This window comes from Paenibacillus sp. FSL H8-0034, assembly GCF_038000305.1.
Lineage (GTDB): Bacteria > Bacillota > Bacilli > Paenibacillales > NBRC-103111 > Paenibacillus_S.
The window spans coordinates 6,284,923-6,301,887 of sequence record NZ_JBBOBS010000001.1; the positions used below are offsets into that span (position 1 = coordinate 6,284,923).

15 protein-coding genes are annotated in these 16,965 nt (G+C 46.8%); all 15 read right to left on the minus strand.

Annotation, left to right across the window (positions count from 1 at the left end; all coding sequences use genetic code 11):
• Positions 1-32: 32 nt before the first annotated feature.
• The 15 genes from NST47_RS28290 to NST47_RS28360 all read right to left on the minus strand — a co-directional run bounded on the left by NST47_RS28290 (position 33) and on the right by NST47_RS28360 (position 16,965).
• On the minus strand, positions 33-869 hold the full coding sequence (locus NST47_RS28290) for a carbohydrate ABC transporter permease (protein ID WP_341158109.1): 837 nt from the start codon (positions 867-869) through the stop codon (positions 33-35).
• The gene (locus tag NST47_RS28295; RefSeq protein WP_341158110.1) at positions 869-1,762 is read right to left on the minus strand and encodes a carbohydrate ABC transporter permease; all 894 of its coding nucleotides are present in this window, start codon (positions 1,760-1,762) and stop codon (positions 869-871) included. Before NST47_RS28295 ends, NST47_RS28290 begins: the two co-directional genes overlap by 1 nt.
• Positions 1,763-1,818: 56 nt before the next feature.
• Positions 1,819-3,150: an ABC transporter substrate-binding protein gene (locus NST47_RS28300; protein WP_341158111.1), complete on the minus strand. Its 1,332-nt coding sequence runs from the start codon at positions 3,148-3,150 to the stop codon at positions 1,819-1,821.
• 374 nt (positions 3,151-3,524) lie between these two features.
• The gene (locus NST47_RS28305; RefSeq protein ID WP_341158112.1) at positions 3,525-4,361 is read right to left on the minus strand and encodes an AraC family transcriptional regulator; all 837 of its coding nucleotides are present in this window, start codon (positions 4,359-4,361) and stop codon (positions 3,525-3,527) included.
• Positions 4,362-4,520: 159 nt separating this feature from the next.
• Entirely contained in the window at positions 4,521-5,495 is a 975-nt protein-coding gene (locus tag NST47_RS28310) for an ABC transporter ATP-binding protein (RefSeq protein ID WP_341158113.1), read from the minus strand.
• Between the two features lie 28 nt (positions 5,496-5,523).
• On the minus strand, positions 5,524-6,549 hold the full coding sequence (locus tag NST47_RS28315; RefSeq protein WP_341158114.1) for an ABC transporter ATP-binding protein: 1,026 nt from the start codon (positions 6,547-6,549) through the stop codon (positions 5,524-5,526).
• Between the two features lie 31 nt (positions 6,550-6,580).
• Complete coding sequence (locus NST47_RS28320) at positions 6,581-7,966, minus strand: xylulokinase (RefSeq protein ID WP_341158115.1); 1,386 nt, start codon at positions 7,964-7,966, stop codon at positions 6,581-6,583.
• A complete protein-coding gene (locus NST47_RS28325; protein ID WP_341158116.1) occupies positions 7,956-8,705 on the minus strand; it encodes a KDGP aldolase in 750 nt (249 codons plus the stop codon). Before NST47_RS28325 ends, NST47_RS28320 begins: the two co-directional genes overlap by 11 nt.
• A gap of 32 nt (positions 8,706-8,737) precedes the next feature.
• Positions 8,738-9,922 (minus strand): aminotransferase class V-fold PLP-dependent enzyme, encoded by a 1,185-nt coding sequence (locus NST47_RS28330; RefSeq protein WP_341158117.1) that lies wholly within the window; start codon positions 9,920-9,922, stop codon positions 8,738-8,740.
• Positions 9,923-9,942: 20 nt separating this feature from the next.
• Positions 9,943-10,980: a glutamate cyclase domain-containing protein gene (locus NST47_RS28335; protein ID WP_341158118.1), complete on the minus strand. Its 1,038-nt coding sequence runs from the start codon at positions 10,978-10,980 to the stop codon at positions 9,943-9,945.
• A gap of 50 nt (positions 10,981-11,030) precedes the next feature.
• The gene (locus NST47_RS28340) at positions 11,031-11,897 is read right to left on the minus strand and encodes an ABC transporter permease (protein ID WP_341158119.1); all 867 of its coding nucleotides are present in this window, start codon (positions 11,895-11,897) and stop codon (positions 11,031-11,033) included.
• 14 nt (positions 11,898-11,911) lie between these two features.
• Complete coding sequence (locus tag NST47_RS28345; protein WP_341158120.1) at positions 11,912-12,832, minus strand: ABC transporter permease; 921 nt, start codon at positions 12,830-12,832, stop codon at positions 11,912-11,914.
• A 101-nt stretch (positions 12,833-12,933) separates the two neighbouring features.
• Positions 12,934-14,556, minus strand: a complete 1,623-nt coding sequence (locus NST47_RS28350; RefSeq protein WP_341158121.1) for an ABC transporter substrate-binding protein — start codon at positions 14,554-14,556, stop codon at positions 12,934-12,936.
• A 73-nt stretch (positions 14,557-14,629) separates the two neighbouring features.
• Positions 14,630-15,526, minus strand: coding sequence for a MurR/RpiR family transcriptional regulator (locus tag NST47_RS28355; protein WP_076228924.1), 897 nt, complete (start codon positions 15,524-15,526; stop codon positions 14,630-14,632).
• A 287-nt stretch (positions 15,527-15,813) separates the two neighbouring features.
• Positions 15,814-16,965, minus strand: coding sequence for a Ger(x)C family spore germination protein (locus NST47_RS28360; RefSeq protein ID WP_341158122.1), 1,152 nt, complete (start codon positions 16,963-16,965; stop codon positions 15,814-15,816).

Genomic DNA, 16,965 nt, shown 5'->3' on the forward strand with positions numbered 1-16,965 from the left:
CTAAATATAGATTTAACTGTTGATTTGACCCGTTATTTGACGGACCCATCCGATAATCCGCCGGCGATCTTCTTTTGGATCAGCATGAAGAACACAATGGAAGGTACTATAACAATGACCGAAGCTGCCATCATTTCTCCCCAATCGAGGATTTCTGAACCTGTTAACGAATAAAGCGCGACTGAAATCGGCATTTTGGCAGAGCTATTAATTAAGAGAAGTGCAAATAAAAATTCATTCCACGTATTAATAAACGTATAAATAGCAGTTGCTACGACACCCGGTGCCACAACCGGCAGGACAATTTGCACAAACGTCCTCATTTGCCCCGCTCCATCCACCTTCGCTGCTTCTTCAATCTCGACAGGAACTGTCTGGAAAAAGCCGGTCAGCATCCATATTGCGTACGGAATCGAGAAGGATAAATACGTAATGACAAGTCCTGTCCAAGTATTCGCCAAGCCCATTTTGATGATCAGGATGGAATACGGAACTGCCAGCAAAATAGGCGGGAACATGTAGGTCGTAATCAGGAGCTTCGTCATTTTCTTCCCGGCCCCAGGGAAAAACCGGACAATTCCATACGCGGCAAATGCAGATACTACAATTGTGACCAAAGTTGCCGATAAGGAAACGAGCAAGCTGTTCAGAATGTTGGTCGTAAAATGCAAATTATTTAAAACTCTACTATAATAATCGAACGAAAAGGCTTTGGGAAGAAAGGCTAACGGATGACTGGCCATTTCGCCTGATGTCTTAAATGAAGACAAAATGATCCATAGCAAAGGAAAAACCGACGCAACTGCCAATAGTGAGAGAAAACCATACAACAAGGAAATCGTAAGCTTGCTTCTACCTACGGTATTCATTAGCGATCCTCCCTCTCCCATTTGTTCAAGAACCTGAAATACAGCAAGCATACGGCGAGCAAGAACACCAACAAAATAATAGTGATGGCGGACGCGACCCCAAGCTGCTTCAAGCCCCAGCCTGCTTTATAAGCAAATATCGGCAGCGTGGCCGTTAAATCCGATGGACCTCCACCTGTCAATAAGTAGAGAAGATCGAAATTGTTGAAAATCCAGATCGTTCTGAGCACCAGCAGAAGCCCGATGACTCCACGGATATGACGAACGGTAATGGACCAGAATGACTGCCATGAGGTGGCTCCATCCATAACAGCTGCTTCGTATTGTTCACTCGGAATGGTTTTAAGCGCCGATAAGATATTGACCATAAATAAGGGATAACCAAACCATATATTAATGACAACGACCGCAGTAAATACAAAATTCGGATCGGCAAAAAAGTTAATATTGCTCGCTGTAACGCCAAGCGTCGTTAATAAGTTCGGTACAAATCCATACACATCATTAAAAATCCACTTCCAGGCAAAGGCGATAACGATAGCTGGAAATGCCCATGGAATAATCAGCAGCGTTCGAAACAGGCCGGAGAATCTGGGAATTCGGTTCAGTGCCAAAGCACTGGCGAAGCCAACCAGCAGCTGCCCTGCTATGGAGTAAACCGTCCATCTAATAGAGTTGACGAAAGCTCTATAAAAGTCAGGATTGGTCAGAACAAACGTAAAGTTATCCAGACCTACCCAGGCGTAGTTCGCTCTGATGAGGTGTTTGGACGTAAAGCTGAAATAGATGCTTGAAAATATAGGATATACTAACAAAAGGATGACAATTAGTACAGCAGGCAAAATAAATAGCAGGCCTGTTGTGTTAATCCGTTTCATCTTATTACTATTCATCCGCTACACTCCCCTCCTGTCAGATTAGTAGAAGGGGGAGGCCCCCCTAAGTAAATCTATTTGGCTGCCTTAAACAGCGTATTTAATTCTTTCTCAGCCTTTTTCGCAGCTTCTTCCACCGGCTCGTCCTTAAGCACAATGTTTTGGAACATTTTCTCGATCACGCTTTGACTTGTGATAATGCCTGATTGCAGCGTCGGTTTATATTCCATCCCTATCGCTGTGCCTTTATCCACGGCCTGACTCACGACTTTAACAGCATTGCTGAATTTCTTGATCGTCGGATTATCCAGAAACGCCGGGTCCTCAGCAATATCCTTCATGGCTGGCAGCATACCTGCAGGTACGGAGTGCAGGAATTTAATATACGATTCTTTTTCATACAGGCTTTCTACAAATGCTTTTGCAATTTCAGGATGCTTGCTATTTTTCCATACGACAAGAGGAATATTGGACGTTTCGATCCCTTGATCAGGATCATTGGCATTGATTTTGGGAATAGGCGCCGCTTCGATTTGATCCAGCAAAGCAGGAGAGTTCGTTTCAACGCCGCCGATATGAAACCCGCTGTTGAAATCGAATGCGGTTTTCCCTTGGTAGAATAGGGTCGACTGATCCAGCACCTTGAAATTGACCGAACCCTTTGGTGAAACCGCTTTGTACAGATCTATCCAGTATTTAATCCCGTCGATAGCAGCTTTACTGGTCAGATTAGCGCTGCCATCCTTCGTAATGAGTGTCTCACCGGCTGAACGCACATAGAAGTTCAAGAATCGGGTCGCCATCATATCACCCGTACCCATAGGAACCGACAAACCATACAGGTCGGGCTGATTATTCACTTTCTTGGCTGCATCCGCAAGCTCAGCCCAGGTTTTGGGAACTTGTACATTCGCCTTTTGCAGCAAATCCTTCCGATACCACATGACTTGAGCGTGTGAGTATAAAGGAATGGAGTAATTTTTACCGTTTACGCTGCCCTCTTTCAAAGGAGCATCATAGAAACGTTTTCTGCCGATTGTATCGATCACATCATCAAGCGGAATAATCGCCTGAGCATCCATCATTTCAACAACATGATTCGGCAAAGCCGTGCTTACGTCAGGAACTTGCCCTGCCTGTAATCCTGTTGTCCATTTGGTATAAAATTCAGACCAGGCAAAGGTTTCTATCTTGATCGTGACCCCAGGATTTTTTTTCATAAATGCATCTGCTGCCTGTTTGATTGAATCGTTTCTTGCTCCTTGTGTAAAGGAATGCCACAAAACAATTTCACCCTTGAGCTCCCCGGTGTTCGCCGGAGCAGCCTTTGGCTCCTCTGCAGTATTACTGCAACCAGCTGCTAAGATCGTTGAAGCAAGCACAACCAATGTCCATTTTCTTTTCATTGTTCTTGACCCCTCTCACATGATTGAAATGAATAAACCTTACGTCATTCGTAATCAAAAAGTGCTATTCAGGAAATAAAATCCACTGCGCATGTATGCGCTAACTATTTTGGGATTAACTAGCAGCATCCCTATCTATTCATCGTTGTTACACCATTAACAATATCTTAAAAGCATCTGCACTTGAATATAATAAACCGACAATAAATAGCACAAATCGATTAAACCAAGAAAATTTTCAACTCATCTATACATGTAAAGGAACAGCAGCACATAACAAAAAGACAGTCCGATACATCCAGACTATCCAGGCTTCCATCATATGATAGTTCAATCAAGCCTTGCTGCAGACGAGGAGGTTGGTAGGTCGAAAGCTAATCTCTTGCTAACTGCCTGTAAGCAAAGGGTGTGACCCCATAATGTTTTTTGAACATCCTTGAAAAATAATTAGGATCCTCGATCCCGACCTGATAAGCGATATCCGATATACGCGCATCCGTTTCCAAAATGCGTTTAGCAGCAACGACCATTTTTAATTCAGTCAAAAACTCACTGGGCGCCTTGCCGGTATGCTGTTTAAATAATCTTCGCAGCGACGAGGAGCTGAGGTTAACCATCCTGCTCATCTCTTCGATGCTCATATTCGTCTGATAGTTATTCAGCATGTACGACACAATGTTTTCTACACGGCTATCATTTTTATTGTCCAACTTGATCGTTCTCGGTTTACTGGATCTCGTCTCGAAGGCTTCGGAGCTATTAATCAGATAACCTACGATTAACTCCAGATAACCTCTTAACATAAAATTTTTGCCTTTTTTAGCCGAATCCTTCTCTCGGATGATGCAGTTAAAATAATATTTCATCTGAGGATCATCACACCGAATTTTAGTATCCACTCCAAAAATTTCAGACCATACTTCACTATTGATCAAGGGAAAAGCAGCGGTAAACCGAATACTCATAAAAGAAAAGTCATCCGTTGTCGCTTCGCAAGCAAGCGTGCTTCCTTGGGGAATATAAATAATATCATCTTCCTCCAGATGATACGTATTTTCATCTATTATGAAGGTGGCGTTGCCCTTGTGGATAAATCGAATCATGGAATAAGGAATTTCGGATTCATAATATTTCCATTCCTTCGGAAAATTAAACTTCTCAGCGTATAAATAATTGAGGCGGAGTGCCTGCAATATAGGATTATCCGACATGCCACCCCTCCTCACCAACCGAATGTTGTTCCTTCTTGTTCACTTTACATGATCAGGCCGTCTTGTTCAACAAATTGCATAAGCTCGGAACATACCAAACAGTCGGTCCTTGCTCGCACTTTGATTGCGATAGGACCGACTGTTGTTGATCACAGCTATTTAATGATTCAGGGGATAATGACAGGCGGTAAAGCGGCCCGCAGCGATCTCCTTAAATTCCGGTTCAACAGAGCTGCACAATGGCTGCACATAGGGACAACGAGTATGAAATTGACAGCCTGAGGGTGGATTGGCCGGACTGGGTACATCCCCTTTGAGCAGGATACGGGTCCGCTGTTTCTGTGGGTTAACTTCCGGTATCGCTGATAAAAGTGATTCGGTATAAGGATGAGCCGGCTGTTTGTATATACCGTCCACCGGACCCAATTCGACCAACTTACCGAGGTACATGACACCCACTCTGTCAGCAATATGATGGACGACGCTTAAATTATGCGATATGAACAAATAGGTTAACCCGAATCGCACCTGCAGGTCCTGCAGCAGGTTCAATACCTGGGACTGGATGGATACGTCCAAAGCGGATACAGCCTCATCGCATACGATCAGCTTGGGATTCAAAGCCAAGGCACGGGCAATGCTGATACGCTGTCGTTGTCCTCCTGAAAATTCATGCGGATAGCGATCAATCTGATCCTCATTCAGGCCAACTACTTCCATCAGCTCTTTCACCCGAAGCAGCCTCTGGCGGCTATCTCCGATCTGATGAGCAATGAGCGGTTCTGCAATAATATCCTTGATCTTCAGACGCGGATTCAGCGAGCCAAAGGGATCCTGAAAAATAATTTGCATATGCTGGCGAATATGCCGCATTTGCGCTTTGGAGAGCGAGAATATATCCTGCTCCTGAAAGGTCACTTTGCCTGCAGTGGGCTCCAGAAGCCGCAGTAATGTTCGACCGGTTGTGCTCTTACCGCATCCTGATTCACCTACAAGCGCAAGCGTCTCTCCGTCGATAATATCGAAGGTTAATCCATTCACCGCTTTAACCGGGTTAGCGGGCTTCTGAAACATTTTGCGCTTCACTGGAAAATATTTGGTCAGGTTTTCCACGCGAAGTAACGTTTTTTCCATTAGGTTCACCACCTTGAAGAGGTTTCGCTCATTGAGATTGTTCCAATTGATCCGCTTGTTCACCTTGTACACGTGCAGGATCAGCAAGCTCATCATACTTCCAGCAGCTGACGCGTCTGCCTGAGCCTTGATCTAGAAGTACCGGCTCTTCTCTGGAGCAGCGATCGAATGCATAGGGACAGCGCGCATGAAATCTGCAGCCGTCAGGCATGGCGTGAGGAGAAGGAACATGGCCTGGAATGGAATACAACTTTTCACGGGTACCGCCTATTTGAGGAATCGATTTCAACAATAGCTCTGTGTAGGGATGCAGCGGATTCGTAAATATTTCCTGCGACGGCCCCTGCTCCACAACCTGACCCGCATACATGACAATCACTTTCTCGCATACTTCGGCAACAACGCCAAGATCATGCGTGACCATCAGGATTCCGGTACCTTCATCCCGGTTTAATGTTTTCATAAGCTCGAGAATTTGTGCCTGGATGGTCACATCAAGAGCTGTCGTCGGCTCATCGGCAATGAGCAGCTTGGGGCTGCAGGATAAAGCAATCGCGATCATGACTCGCTGTCGCATCCCCCCGGACAGCTGATGGGGATATTGCTTCACTCGCGTTTCCGGCATCGGGATGCCTACCTTCTCCAGCATGCCGACGGCATGCTGCATAGCTTCCTTGCGTGACATCCCCTTATGCTGACGAACCGTCTCCGCAATCTGCTCGCCCACTGTCAGCACCGGATTCAGAGAGGTCATCGGCTCCTGAAAGATCATCGACATTTCCTGTCCTCTGACAGAGCCCATCTCCTTCGCCGTCTTGCCAATCAATTCTTCACCCTGGAACAGAATCGAACCGCCAGCAATACGGCCCGGTGTCTTGATCAATCCGAGAATGGATAAAGAGGTAATACTTTTGCCGCTACCGGACTCTCCAACCAAACCTACCGTCTCACCATAATCAATATCAAACGAAATACGATCCACAACATGAAAGGTTCCCCGGTCTGATGTAAAATCGGTAACCAATTCTTTCACTTCCAGCAGTTTCTTCTTCATCGTATGGCGGCATGAATACCCTGAAACCGTTTTAAGGACGGAATGGATCGCGCCTTCCTCCTTTCATCATTTGATTGTGGCTTTCATATCGCCGATGGATAGCTTCGCTCGCCTGGCTGCACGGTTCAATCCTGTGGACAACCCTTACCAGCCGATCCGAAATATCTTTCCAATCGACCTCAGCCTTTATATGCTTGATGACGATCATGGCTGCGCCCAATGTGCTGTCGCCTCCTGCCGTTAACAGGACCGGAAGCTGGAATAAATCTGCAATATCCTGCATCCAGGTTGCGCTCAGCACCCCCCCGCCAATTGGACGAATTTCTTCAAATCGTCCTTGAGCGACGAGCGGTTCCATCAAGGCATACAAGGTAAACAGGATGCTATCCAGCACCTCCTGCAGCTGCAGGGCATGGTCTGATGGTTGGGTAGGATCACCAGTCTTGCTATCCGGTAGTGAATGGATGGGCAGCAGCTCTGAAATACGTTGTCCCGCCCCTTCAAGCCGAATCCCCTGCAAATACATATCCCAGCCAAAATGCTGCCGGAAATAATGGTCTTCCCCGGTGTATGACTCCGTACCCTTCGCCCAAAAACGTGTTACAGCCGTGGTGCCAAGCGATATGCACAGCTGCTGCCCAGTGACAGAACCACTGGACAAATTGGCCGCCGGTCCGTCTCCTGTCCCTACGACGATGGGAATCACAGCCGATAATCCCAACTCGTGCATCGCCTCCTGCAAGAGTGCTCCGGCTGAGCGAACGGGATCACATACTTGCGGTAATTGTTCAAGGACTAGGCCAACAGCCGACAGCATATCCGGCCACCAAGCCTGCTGCTGCTGATCGTACAGCTGTGTAGTGGATGCGGATGCCGGGTCGGTCATCCAATTGCCTGTCAATCTCCATAACAAATATTCTTTGATACCGCCTATATAATGTGCCTTCGTCAAGATGTGCGGTTCCTCAGCCTGCAAGCATAGCAGCTTCGTGGAAGGATAAATCCCGGATAAAGGGCAGCCTGTCTTCGCATAAATGTCGGTACCCTGCAATCTCAGGCTAAGCTCCAGAACGTAGTCAGCTCCCCTCTGATCGACCCCGAGAATAAAGTCGCGCAGCGGCTGTCCTTCACGATCAAGCAGGACCAGTCCTGCCATTTGTGTGGTGATGCCCATCCCTATACATCCACTCAAATCATGTCCGTTCTGGCGCAGCAAACCTACCGAATCAACGAAAGCCTTCCATAATGGCTGCGCTCCAATCTCTACTCGATCACCATTTACAATGCTTGGCAGAGCAACTTTACAGCTCACTACGATACTGCCGTCAGTTCCAATACAGGCAGCTTTAACAGACGAAGAACCGATATCAATGGCAAGGATCGATTGTCCCTCGGCCTTCATCGAATTATTCCCCAAACAAGGCAAGAACACGGTGATAGGCTGCCGTCAGCTTCTGGATATCGAGATCGCCTGTTTCGGGATTTTTCAATGAACCGTACAAATGCGGCATAATGTAAGAAACACCCGCATCCAGACATACCTGTACGATCTCCGCGACATTGTCTGGCGTAATGCCACCTGTTGGCTCGATCATCATACCTTCTCTGGCGACAGCTTCAGCCACGGCGCGCACTTCATCCAATTTGGTGTTTCCTTCTATCGGGAAAAATTTAATGGACTGCACACCCATTTCCTTCATTATAGCTAACACGTTCTCAATAGCTGCGTGCCCTCGCCCTATTCGTTGGCTAAGCGGGCCTGTGCCGATATCAACGATACCAGGCTGACCTGTAGGCCTTACCATGGCGTTCACTATCGTTTGCGCATCCTTGGAACGTAAAGCATAGTGAGATAAAGCCGCCGCTGGGAAAATTTGATTCAGATGCAGCGGATGGGTTTGGAGCGCGAGCTGCAGTGCATGCTCCCATTGATCGGCACTGCCGTCTCCTAATCCCGCAGAAACTTGCACATGGTGCTGATGCAAGGCTTCAATATAATGAACGCCATCCTCCAGCCTTGGATAGTCTTTGGCCATGACACCGACAATAACGGCGCGTCCGAGCAGCTCGGTTGCTTGTACGGATGCTTCGACTGAACGTGTCTGAATATTTAGTAGAACCTTTCCGCCTATTGCTTGCTGCATCAATGAATTCATTATGGTCATTCAACTCCTCATAGATTCCTTGGTTATCCTTCCCAAATTCGCTGTATGACTTGTGCGATAATTCGGGTTTCTTCTATTTTTAACTCACGCGGATCAAATTGTATCATTCCTGCATCCGCGGAATGGTTTCTCGTGCGTATCGAGGGATTGTTCTGCTCCAATCGGCCGATCAGTTGTTTCGCTGACATCGCCGCATTCTGTTCCACGATCAGCTGCAACCGCGGTATCGGTCGTGTTGCATCCCAGGCCATCTTGGTACTGATTCCTGTCAATCCACAGCCCCTAATATCCGCTTGCAGTTTCTCCACGATTTCCTTTAATCGGTCCGCCATTTCCTGGGGATCTTCCTTTAAATAATAGGTCAAGGCGGTGTAAAAGCCCATAATATTTTCCTTGCCGATTTTCATCGCCCGTGCGTAGCCTTTTTCCTGAAGCTGGCAGGCGGCAATCAGATCCTGGCGTCCTATAATAAGACCTGAGGTAGGTCCTCCTATCGCCTTATGCCCACTGTATACGGCCAAAGCAGCACCTTGCGCCAAATACAGCTTTAAATCAACCTCAGCAGCCGCGTCCACGATCACCGGAATATGATGCTTGCTGGCAATGGCCACTACCTCCGGCAAGCTTAACATCTCATTGGAAACAGCATGGTGCGAGACCACATAGACAATGGCTGCTGTCGCTTCCGTAATTGCACCTTCCAAATGATACGGCTTTACACCATTAACGGTACCGATTTCTTTGGCAGTCGCTCCAGTCATCCGAATCATTTGGGTCAGATTCGCCCCAAAGCTTACGGCATGGCCCTTTTGCAAAATGACTTCATGCTTGCCGCCCTTGATTTCCGGTAATGCTTCGACTTTGTCCAAATCCGTTCCTGTCAGGACAGCCGCTATGGAAACGATAATCCCTGCGGCTGCGCAAGATGTAATGCAAGCCGCTTCAGCACCCGTAAGCTCTGCCACGCGAAGCTGGATGGCCTGCTTCAATGCCGCCATATCGACATAGCTTTGTGAAGCTGCAGACATGACAGAGGCTACCTCAGACCGCACAGCTGAACTGCCCAGGTAAGTCATTTTGCCTGCAGCATTAATCACTCGCGGCAGCTGCACAGCCTCAAAAGGATTCATGATCTGATCCGAATCTATTGGGTCATCCATATTTGCCTTTACTTTCGTATTTTCATTGGCGTCTATATTTGCATTCATCAGCATATCGCCTCCCGTCATTAGCCTTTGACCCATCCGTCAAGATGCATCGTTACCGACATATATAGGAAATTCATTAATGCACGATTGATCTCATGGCTCGTTCCGTCATTTTTGGGATCAACGTAAGCTGTTAATCCGTCTATCGCCCCTGCATCCACCAGACGATCCGTAATCCGGATCACATCAATGGCGCGAAGCACTTCTGGTTTGCCGGCAAGTGCAGCAATCGCGGCGGCAAGCCCGCATGCTCCCCAGTTCGAAATCACGGAGGCGATAAGTATATCTACTTCTGTTGCCGGGGCTACGGCTTCCCCCCGATACAAGTGAGCGGCAATGGCACTGCGGACATTCCCCATACCCAGTTCATTGCCGCCATCACCAATTCCAATAGTAGCAATCCCGCGTTTACGTGCTTCACTAAACAAGAGATCGGCTTTAATCACAAGCTCGGAAGGCACCTCCCGTGCTGTTACATTATGATATTTCCGTTCTGCATTAGCACCTGGAAGCTCCACGGAAATCATCGCTTTAGGCTGGATCTGCTTCAGAAGAGGATCCACGGCAAGGCGTCCCTCTTCCCAGCTGGTCGGAAAATCTATGACCGCAGCCACAGAGGCTGAAGGTGGACCCGGCTTGGATTTAAGCGCTGTTTCCAAATCACTGACGATTAAGCCTGCCGCACGCAGCGCAACTTCACCGAAAGGAATCAACGATTTCTCCATGACCAATATCGGTATAACGCCTAAAGCCTGCTCCAAGGCTCTTGCCAACACTGCAGCCCCAACCGGACCATCGGTTTCAGTCAAGCCTTTGATCAACCATGAACGGGATGGCCAGCCTGTAAATATCAGCACGCGATCCCCTTTGCCGACATGCTGCCGCAAATGCTCGGCAGCGGCCATTGTCAACGGCAGCCCTGTTTGTTCCCTCGCCGCATCATAGAGCTCATGCGAAATTCCCCTAGCCGTAAAATCTTTGGATACCAACGCATCAATGACTTCTCCCAAACGCGCGTATTTGGCTTCCAGCTGCAGTTTTGTCTGAATAGGATTCATGACTGTATCTTCACTCCCTGTTGTGTTCGATTTCTATTTGTTGTTCATTCCTATCTTTTTTTCGAGTCCATATAATCACGTAAACCGTCACCCAGCAAATTAAAGCTAAGAATTAACACAGCAATAGCTAAACCCGGAAAAAACATCAAATGCGGCGTCTGTGTGAAATAAGAACGACTTCGGCTGAGCATCGTGCCCCATTCCGGATCAGGAGGCTGTACACCCAGCCCCAGAAACCCTAGTGCTGCTGCAACCAAGACCGCCTCACTGGCCATTAAACTCAGAATAACCATACTGGACCCGAGAATGTTGCGAAGCACATGATGCACCATGATAAATAAGGTACGGCTTCCCGCTGCTTTGGCTGCTGTGATATACTCCATTTCGCGAATTTGAAACACAAACCCTCTTATATAACGTACAAGCTGCGGCGCCTGTGTAATCATAACCGTAATAATTAATCCGGTTTTGCCCGTACCTATCATCGACACGATAATAATGGCTAATACCAATGAAGGAAAGGTCAGAATCGATTCAGAAATCGTTGAGATTTGACGATCAATTCTCCCCCCGTAATACCCGGCCGATAGGCCAAACGGCAGCGCCAATAGAAACGCCAACAGGACACCACCAATAGCAATCGACAAATCAATCCTGCTTGCATAAATGACCCGCGAAAAAATATCTCTACCCAGCTCATCCGTGCCGAACCAATGCTGACCAGATGGTGTTAATAAAGCCGCCATCAAATCCTGCTCTTCTGGACCGTAGCGTGTTATCCAAGGAGCCAATAAGCTGCACAATACAATAATTAATAGTAATAAGGCTCCTACCGCCAGAGTCGATTCCTTAAGCATAGGTTTGAGGAACCGGACGACGAAATTGCTTTTCTTCTGAATAACCGATGCGGAAGCCATCTTCCGGCCACCTCCTAATCGTAACGAATCCGCGGATCGATCCGCCCATAGAGCAAGTCGACAAATAAATTAATGACCAGAAAGCTGCCTACAAAAAAGATCGTAATCCCTTGCATGAGTGAATAGTCGCGCATGCTTTGGGCGGATAATAGCAATTGACCCATGCCTGGATAGGAAAACAAATTTTCCACTACAACCGATCCCCCAAGCAAATAACCTGCCTGCAATCCGATCATGGTGATGACAGGCGGAAGCGCCGGACGAAGCGCATGCTTGATGACAACCTTCCATCCCGGAATCCCCTTGGCCTCTGCCGTACGGATAAAATCCTCATGAAGGACCTCCATCATAGCCGTCCTCGTCATCCGGGCAATCAAAGCGATTAATCTTGCGGAAATGGCAATTGCCGGCATAACCAGCGCAAGTGCGCTGCCATATCCAATAGCGGGCAGCCAGTTCAGCTCCACAGAGAATAGTTGAACCAGCAGCAATCCCAGCCAGAAATTAGGCACAGCAAGGAAACCAATCCAGATCAACAATAACGACCGACTGCTGAACGCACGAGGACGGAGTCCCGAAATAATGCCCGCTGGAATGCCAACTGTTATGGCAATAATGATGCTGACCAGCATCAGTTGAACGGTTGGCCATATGCGACCCGATATCACCTGAAGAACGGGCATATTATAAGATATCGAATCACCGAGATTGCCCTGCAGCAGGTTAGCTAAATAGTCTACATACTGCAGCAATATCGATTTATCCAATCCCATAGCATGCCGTAATCGGTCCACTTCATCCTGTGAAGCGTTGCCGCCTAATATCAGTGAGGCGGGGTCGCCCGGCACCAAACGGAATAACACAAACATTAAAGTTAAAAGCACAAATACTTGTATAATCAAATAGAAGAATCTGCGGACAATGTAACCTGCCAATGTCTCTCTCTTCCTTTCCTGCCGTATGAACAGGGAAAGCACCTAGGGTTGTATAGGTGCCATCCGTTGGCATTTCTGAATTTTCATCGATCAAGAACTGATTATTTGGCTTCGTGTACCAAGGTAAACACTACCGGAAGTACTTTAATGCCATCTACACTTTTGGCTTTGGCCGCTATGTTATTTTTGGCATACAGCCAAATATAGGGGGCGTCGTCCCATATCATTTTCTCGGCCTGACCCATCAGCTGGGTCCGTTTTTGCTGATCAACCTCTTTGTTAGCATTCTGTATCAGCTCATCCACCGCTTTGTTGCTGTACCAGTTAAAGTTCCACTGCGGCGGGTTTTTGGCTGCATCCGGATTCGTCGCAAACAACGCGTCCAGCTGAATGCCTCCATTGCCGTGAGATGGGTTGTAACCAAACAGAACCATATCGAAATCCACCTTTGCTTGTGGAACCTTGATTCCATCCCAGAAGGTTGATTTCTCCACCTTGTTGATTTTCACGTCGACTCCGATGGTTTTGAGCTGGCTTTTCATGGTTTCGGCAACAATGACGTCGTTTGGATACATCCCATCCGGCGTTCGCAGATTAAAGGAAAGCTTCTTCCCCTCCTTCTCCAGCGTCCCGTCAGCTCCTGCTTTCCAGCCTGCATCAGCTAATATTTTCTTCGCTTTCTCCACATCAAAGCTGTATTCTCCAGACTTCACATACCCGGTTGTATTAGGAGCAAGGGGGCTTGTCAGTACCGTTCCATATCCTTTGAACAAGGTCTTGACGATAGCTTCCTTCTGAATCGCCATATTCAGCGCCTGACGAACATTTTTATCCTGAAGAATCGTATTATTCTGATTGAGGCCGATGCCGAATACCTGTAGTCCCGGTACATTAATCAGATCTACATTCGGACTCGATTTCAGATCATCGGCTTGCTCCACGGGAACCGCGTCAATCACATCCGCCTGACCGCTTTTCAATGCTGCGATACGTGAAGATGCATCTCCGACATATTTAAATGTAATTTGTTTATAAGCGGGCTTCCCGCCGTAATAGTTATCGTTGGCTTTCAGTACAACCTGAGTACCCGGTTCAATCTTATCGAGAATGTAAGCCCCGGTTCCAACCGGATGCAATCCGATATCCTTGCCATATTTCTCTAAAGCTGCTGGACTTGGAATAAGTGCGGACCCATGAGCAAGTGTGTTCAACAATCCGCCATACGGCTCTTTGGTCAAGATTTGTACATTGTAATCATCTACCTTGACAATTTTATCAATCGGCGCCCACAGGGTAGAAGCTCCGGTATTATACGTCTTATCGAGCATTTTGGTATATACGCTGACGACTGCATCCGCATTAAACGGGGTTCCGTCCTGGAACTTGACGTCTTTACGCAAACTAAAGCTCCACGTCTTCCCATCACTGGAGGTCATCCATTTCTCTGCCAGGTCTGGTTTAAATTCCAGCTGGTCATCGAATTTAACCAAGCCGTTATATATCGCAAAGGCCGCTTCATAACCGGAAGGGTAGCCCTGGGGCTGCATCCCTGCTGTATCCAGTGAAGTGATGGCTACACTTTGCGCGTAAACAATGGAATCTTTTTTGACGCTTGCTCCTCCCGCAGCATTATTCGCAGGTGCAGGTGCAGATGTGCTGGTACAGCCCGCTGTCAAAGCAATGGCAACAACTAACGTTAACATTTTGAATGGATTCTTCTTCAAAACTAATAACCTCCCGATAGGTCCATTTGCAAGATGAACCTAATTGTATATTTGTTGACACCTGTTCAACCCATTAACCCTTTTTGTGCAGGTCCTTCATATGATCTATTCGCATTTCCGAGGTCACTTGCCTGACTTGCTCGTAATTTTTAATGACTTCCTCATATCTGGTTAAGGCCACATTGACAAAAAGAGAATCAAGAATCGCACTTTGTGCAATCCGCGAAGCCATCGCCTCTGTGCGAAAAGCGGTTTCACGGGAAGATGTGAACAGCACCGTATCAGCAACCTCGGTTATAGGAGAATGACCGAATTGGGTTACCGCTATCGTTTTGGCTCCTTTGCTTTGAGCGATATCGAGTGTACGAATAACATCACGGGTGCGTCCCGAATGTGAAATGCCTATAACAACGTCACCCTCACCGAGAAAAATGGCCTTGTTCGTCTGGCTGTGACCATCCGTAGCATAATGGCAGCTGATCCCGAGCTTGGAAAAGCGGTAATACGCATCTAAAGCGATGACGCCTGAAGCGCCAATACCAAAAAACGAAATGCTTCTAGCCTCTTTAACATACTCAATAGCTTTAATCAGATTGTCTACAGATAGCACGGACTCGGTATCGCTTAACGCCTGGGCAGCGGCTTGAAATACCTTCCGCATCGTTTGCTCTGCCGTATCCTTCAAATCGACCTTTTCGTGAATCTGCTTCACAGGTGAAGAAACCAAATCCTGAGCTAGTGCCACCCTCAATTCCTGATAACCCCGCAACCGAAGCTTTTTGCATAAACGGACAATTGTGGACTCGCTGCTGTCGCATTTCTGAGCCAATTCGGTAATCGTCATCCGGATAATCTCATCACCGGATTGAATAATAAACTCAGCCACCTTCTTCTCCGCCAGTGTCAAGTTATTAGCGATTTCCCGCAGTTTTAGAAATATTCCTACATTGAGCTGAGCTTCTTCTTCCAAATTTTCACCCCACCCTTAAAGAAATTAATTTTCTGTAAACCGATTATATAATAGATGAAAATTTTCTTCAACATATTTTTAATTTTTCTGGTTGTAATTTTCAGGATATAAATTTCATATAGGATTCTTTGGGGTTGCATCCATCACCGCTCGATTTGATTACGCTTTCATTCAAGGTGTTCTGAAGCAAGGAAAGACCGTGAGCAGGCCTGTCTGCAATCGGAATTGCATAGCTGCTTCATACGGTCTTCTCACCTCAACATGCTGTAACGATGTGCTTTTGTAAATTAACGCGCCTTACCTTTGTAGGTTCCTGTGTTGGTGAGGGTTACGCGAACATCGATTTTGTTCAAGGTATCTTCTTTTAATACCAGCTGGTTTTCATCCATTAATTTTTTCCAAATTTTATATTTTTTTTGATAAAGTTCTCCCAGCAAATTCAGAATATCTGTCTGAGTCGAGATGCCTTTGAGATAGGTCGCTTTGATTTCTTGGCGAACAACTGCTTCCGCTTCCTGTTCCATCTTCTTTTTAGATGCGTCTTGGACTATTTCATCTACATAAGCTTGGACCTCAACGGCGATATTAAAGCGCAATTCCCCATTTTCAAGGTAAGTCTCTATACGATGTTTAGGCAGCTTCAGAACTAAGGCCGCGATCGGGTCCCCTTTATCGGGAATATTAACGACCGCACGTTTCATTTTGTTATATAGCCATCGAGCCCCCTTAAGATCGTTTTCGGAATACCAGCCTTTTGTTTCTTGATTGTTGATCATGTAGGCGCCGTCCACTTTAAACATTGATTTTTTATTTTTATCCTCCGTCCAGCTATCATCTACGGTGGAAAGCGACGGAAGCATTGCCGTCCTTCCGGGTTCACTCACTTCTGCGATAAGCCTGTACCCGTATTGGGGAGGAATAAAGGACCTTTGAGAATAGCTATCTTCGGGGGTATCCATGATGCTCTCTAAAGGTGAAAAATTAAAAATTGATTTTTGTGTAAAGATCTTGAGCATGGGCTCTTTCGTGCCGTATACTAGAATGTTATATCTAATCTCACGATAACGGTTTATCGCGTCATAGGCTTGCCTAACCGATTCTGTCGCATTAAGTATTCCATCACTGCAAATGATCGCTCTGACATGTCCCCAGTATACTCTCACCTGTGAGGTTGCATAAATCGATGATAAAGCTTCGCTGACCGTTTTCCCCTGTCCTCTGCCTATCCACACAGGTACATTTTTACCAATTTGGAAATTTTCACTCTTCGCCACATTGCTAAAATTCAGCGTCTGTACATGGACGATATAATTGCCTCCCTCATAATCCAGGCCAATAGCTGTTACATAGACCATATTTTGAATGGGCTTGGAATCCCAGCAGCCAGACTCCAATAGGAGTAAAGCCAGGATGAGAACCCATTTTATGCTTACAGCCAC

What these genes read in the sequence shown, in the direction of transcription:
- NST47_RS28290 (WP_341158109.1), bottom strand. Translation starts at nt 869, where the DNA reads ATGAATACCGTAGGTAGAAGCAAGCTTACGATTTCCTTGTTGTATGGT.
- NST47_RS28295 (WP_341158110.1), bottom strand. Translation starts at nt 1,762, where the DNA reads ATGAATAGTAATAAGATGAAACGGATTAACACAACAGGCCTGCTATTT.
- NST47_RS28300 (WP_341158111.1), bottom strand. Translation starts at nt 3,150, where the DNA reads ATGAAAAGAAAATGGACATTGGTTGTGCTTGCTTCAACGATCTTAGCA.
- NST47_RS28305 (WP_341158112.1), bottom strand. Translation starts at nt 4,361, where the DNA reads ATGTCGGATAATCCTATATTGCAGGCACTCCGCCTCAATTATTTATAC.
- NST47_RS28310 (WP_341158113.1), bottom strand. Translation starts at nt 5,495, where the DNA reads ATGGAAAAAACGTTACTTCGCGTGGAAAACCTGACCAAATATTTTCCA.
- NST47_RS28315 (WP_341158114.1), bottom strand. Translation starts at nt 6,549, where the DNA reads ATGAAGAAGAAACTGCTGGAAGTGAAAGAATTGGTTACCGATTTTACA.
- NST47_RS28325 (WP_341158116.1), bottom strand. Translation starts at nt 8,705, where the DNA reads ATGAATTCATTGATGCAGCAAGCAATAGGCGGAAAGGTTCTACTAAAT.
- NST47_RS28330 (WP_341158117.1), bottom strand. Translation starts at nt 9,922, where the DNA reads ATGAATGCAAATATAGACGCCAATGAAAATACGAAAGTAAAGGCAAAT.
- NST47_RS28335 (WP_341158118.1), bottom strand. Translation starts at nt 10,980, where the DNA reads ATGAATCCTATTCAGACAAAACTGCAGCTGGAAGCCAAATACGCGCGT.
- NST47_RS28340 (WP_341158119.1), bottom strand. Translation starts at nt 11,897, where the DNA reads ATGGCTTCCGCATCGGTTATTCAGAAGAAAAGCAATTTCGTCGTCCGG.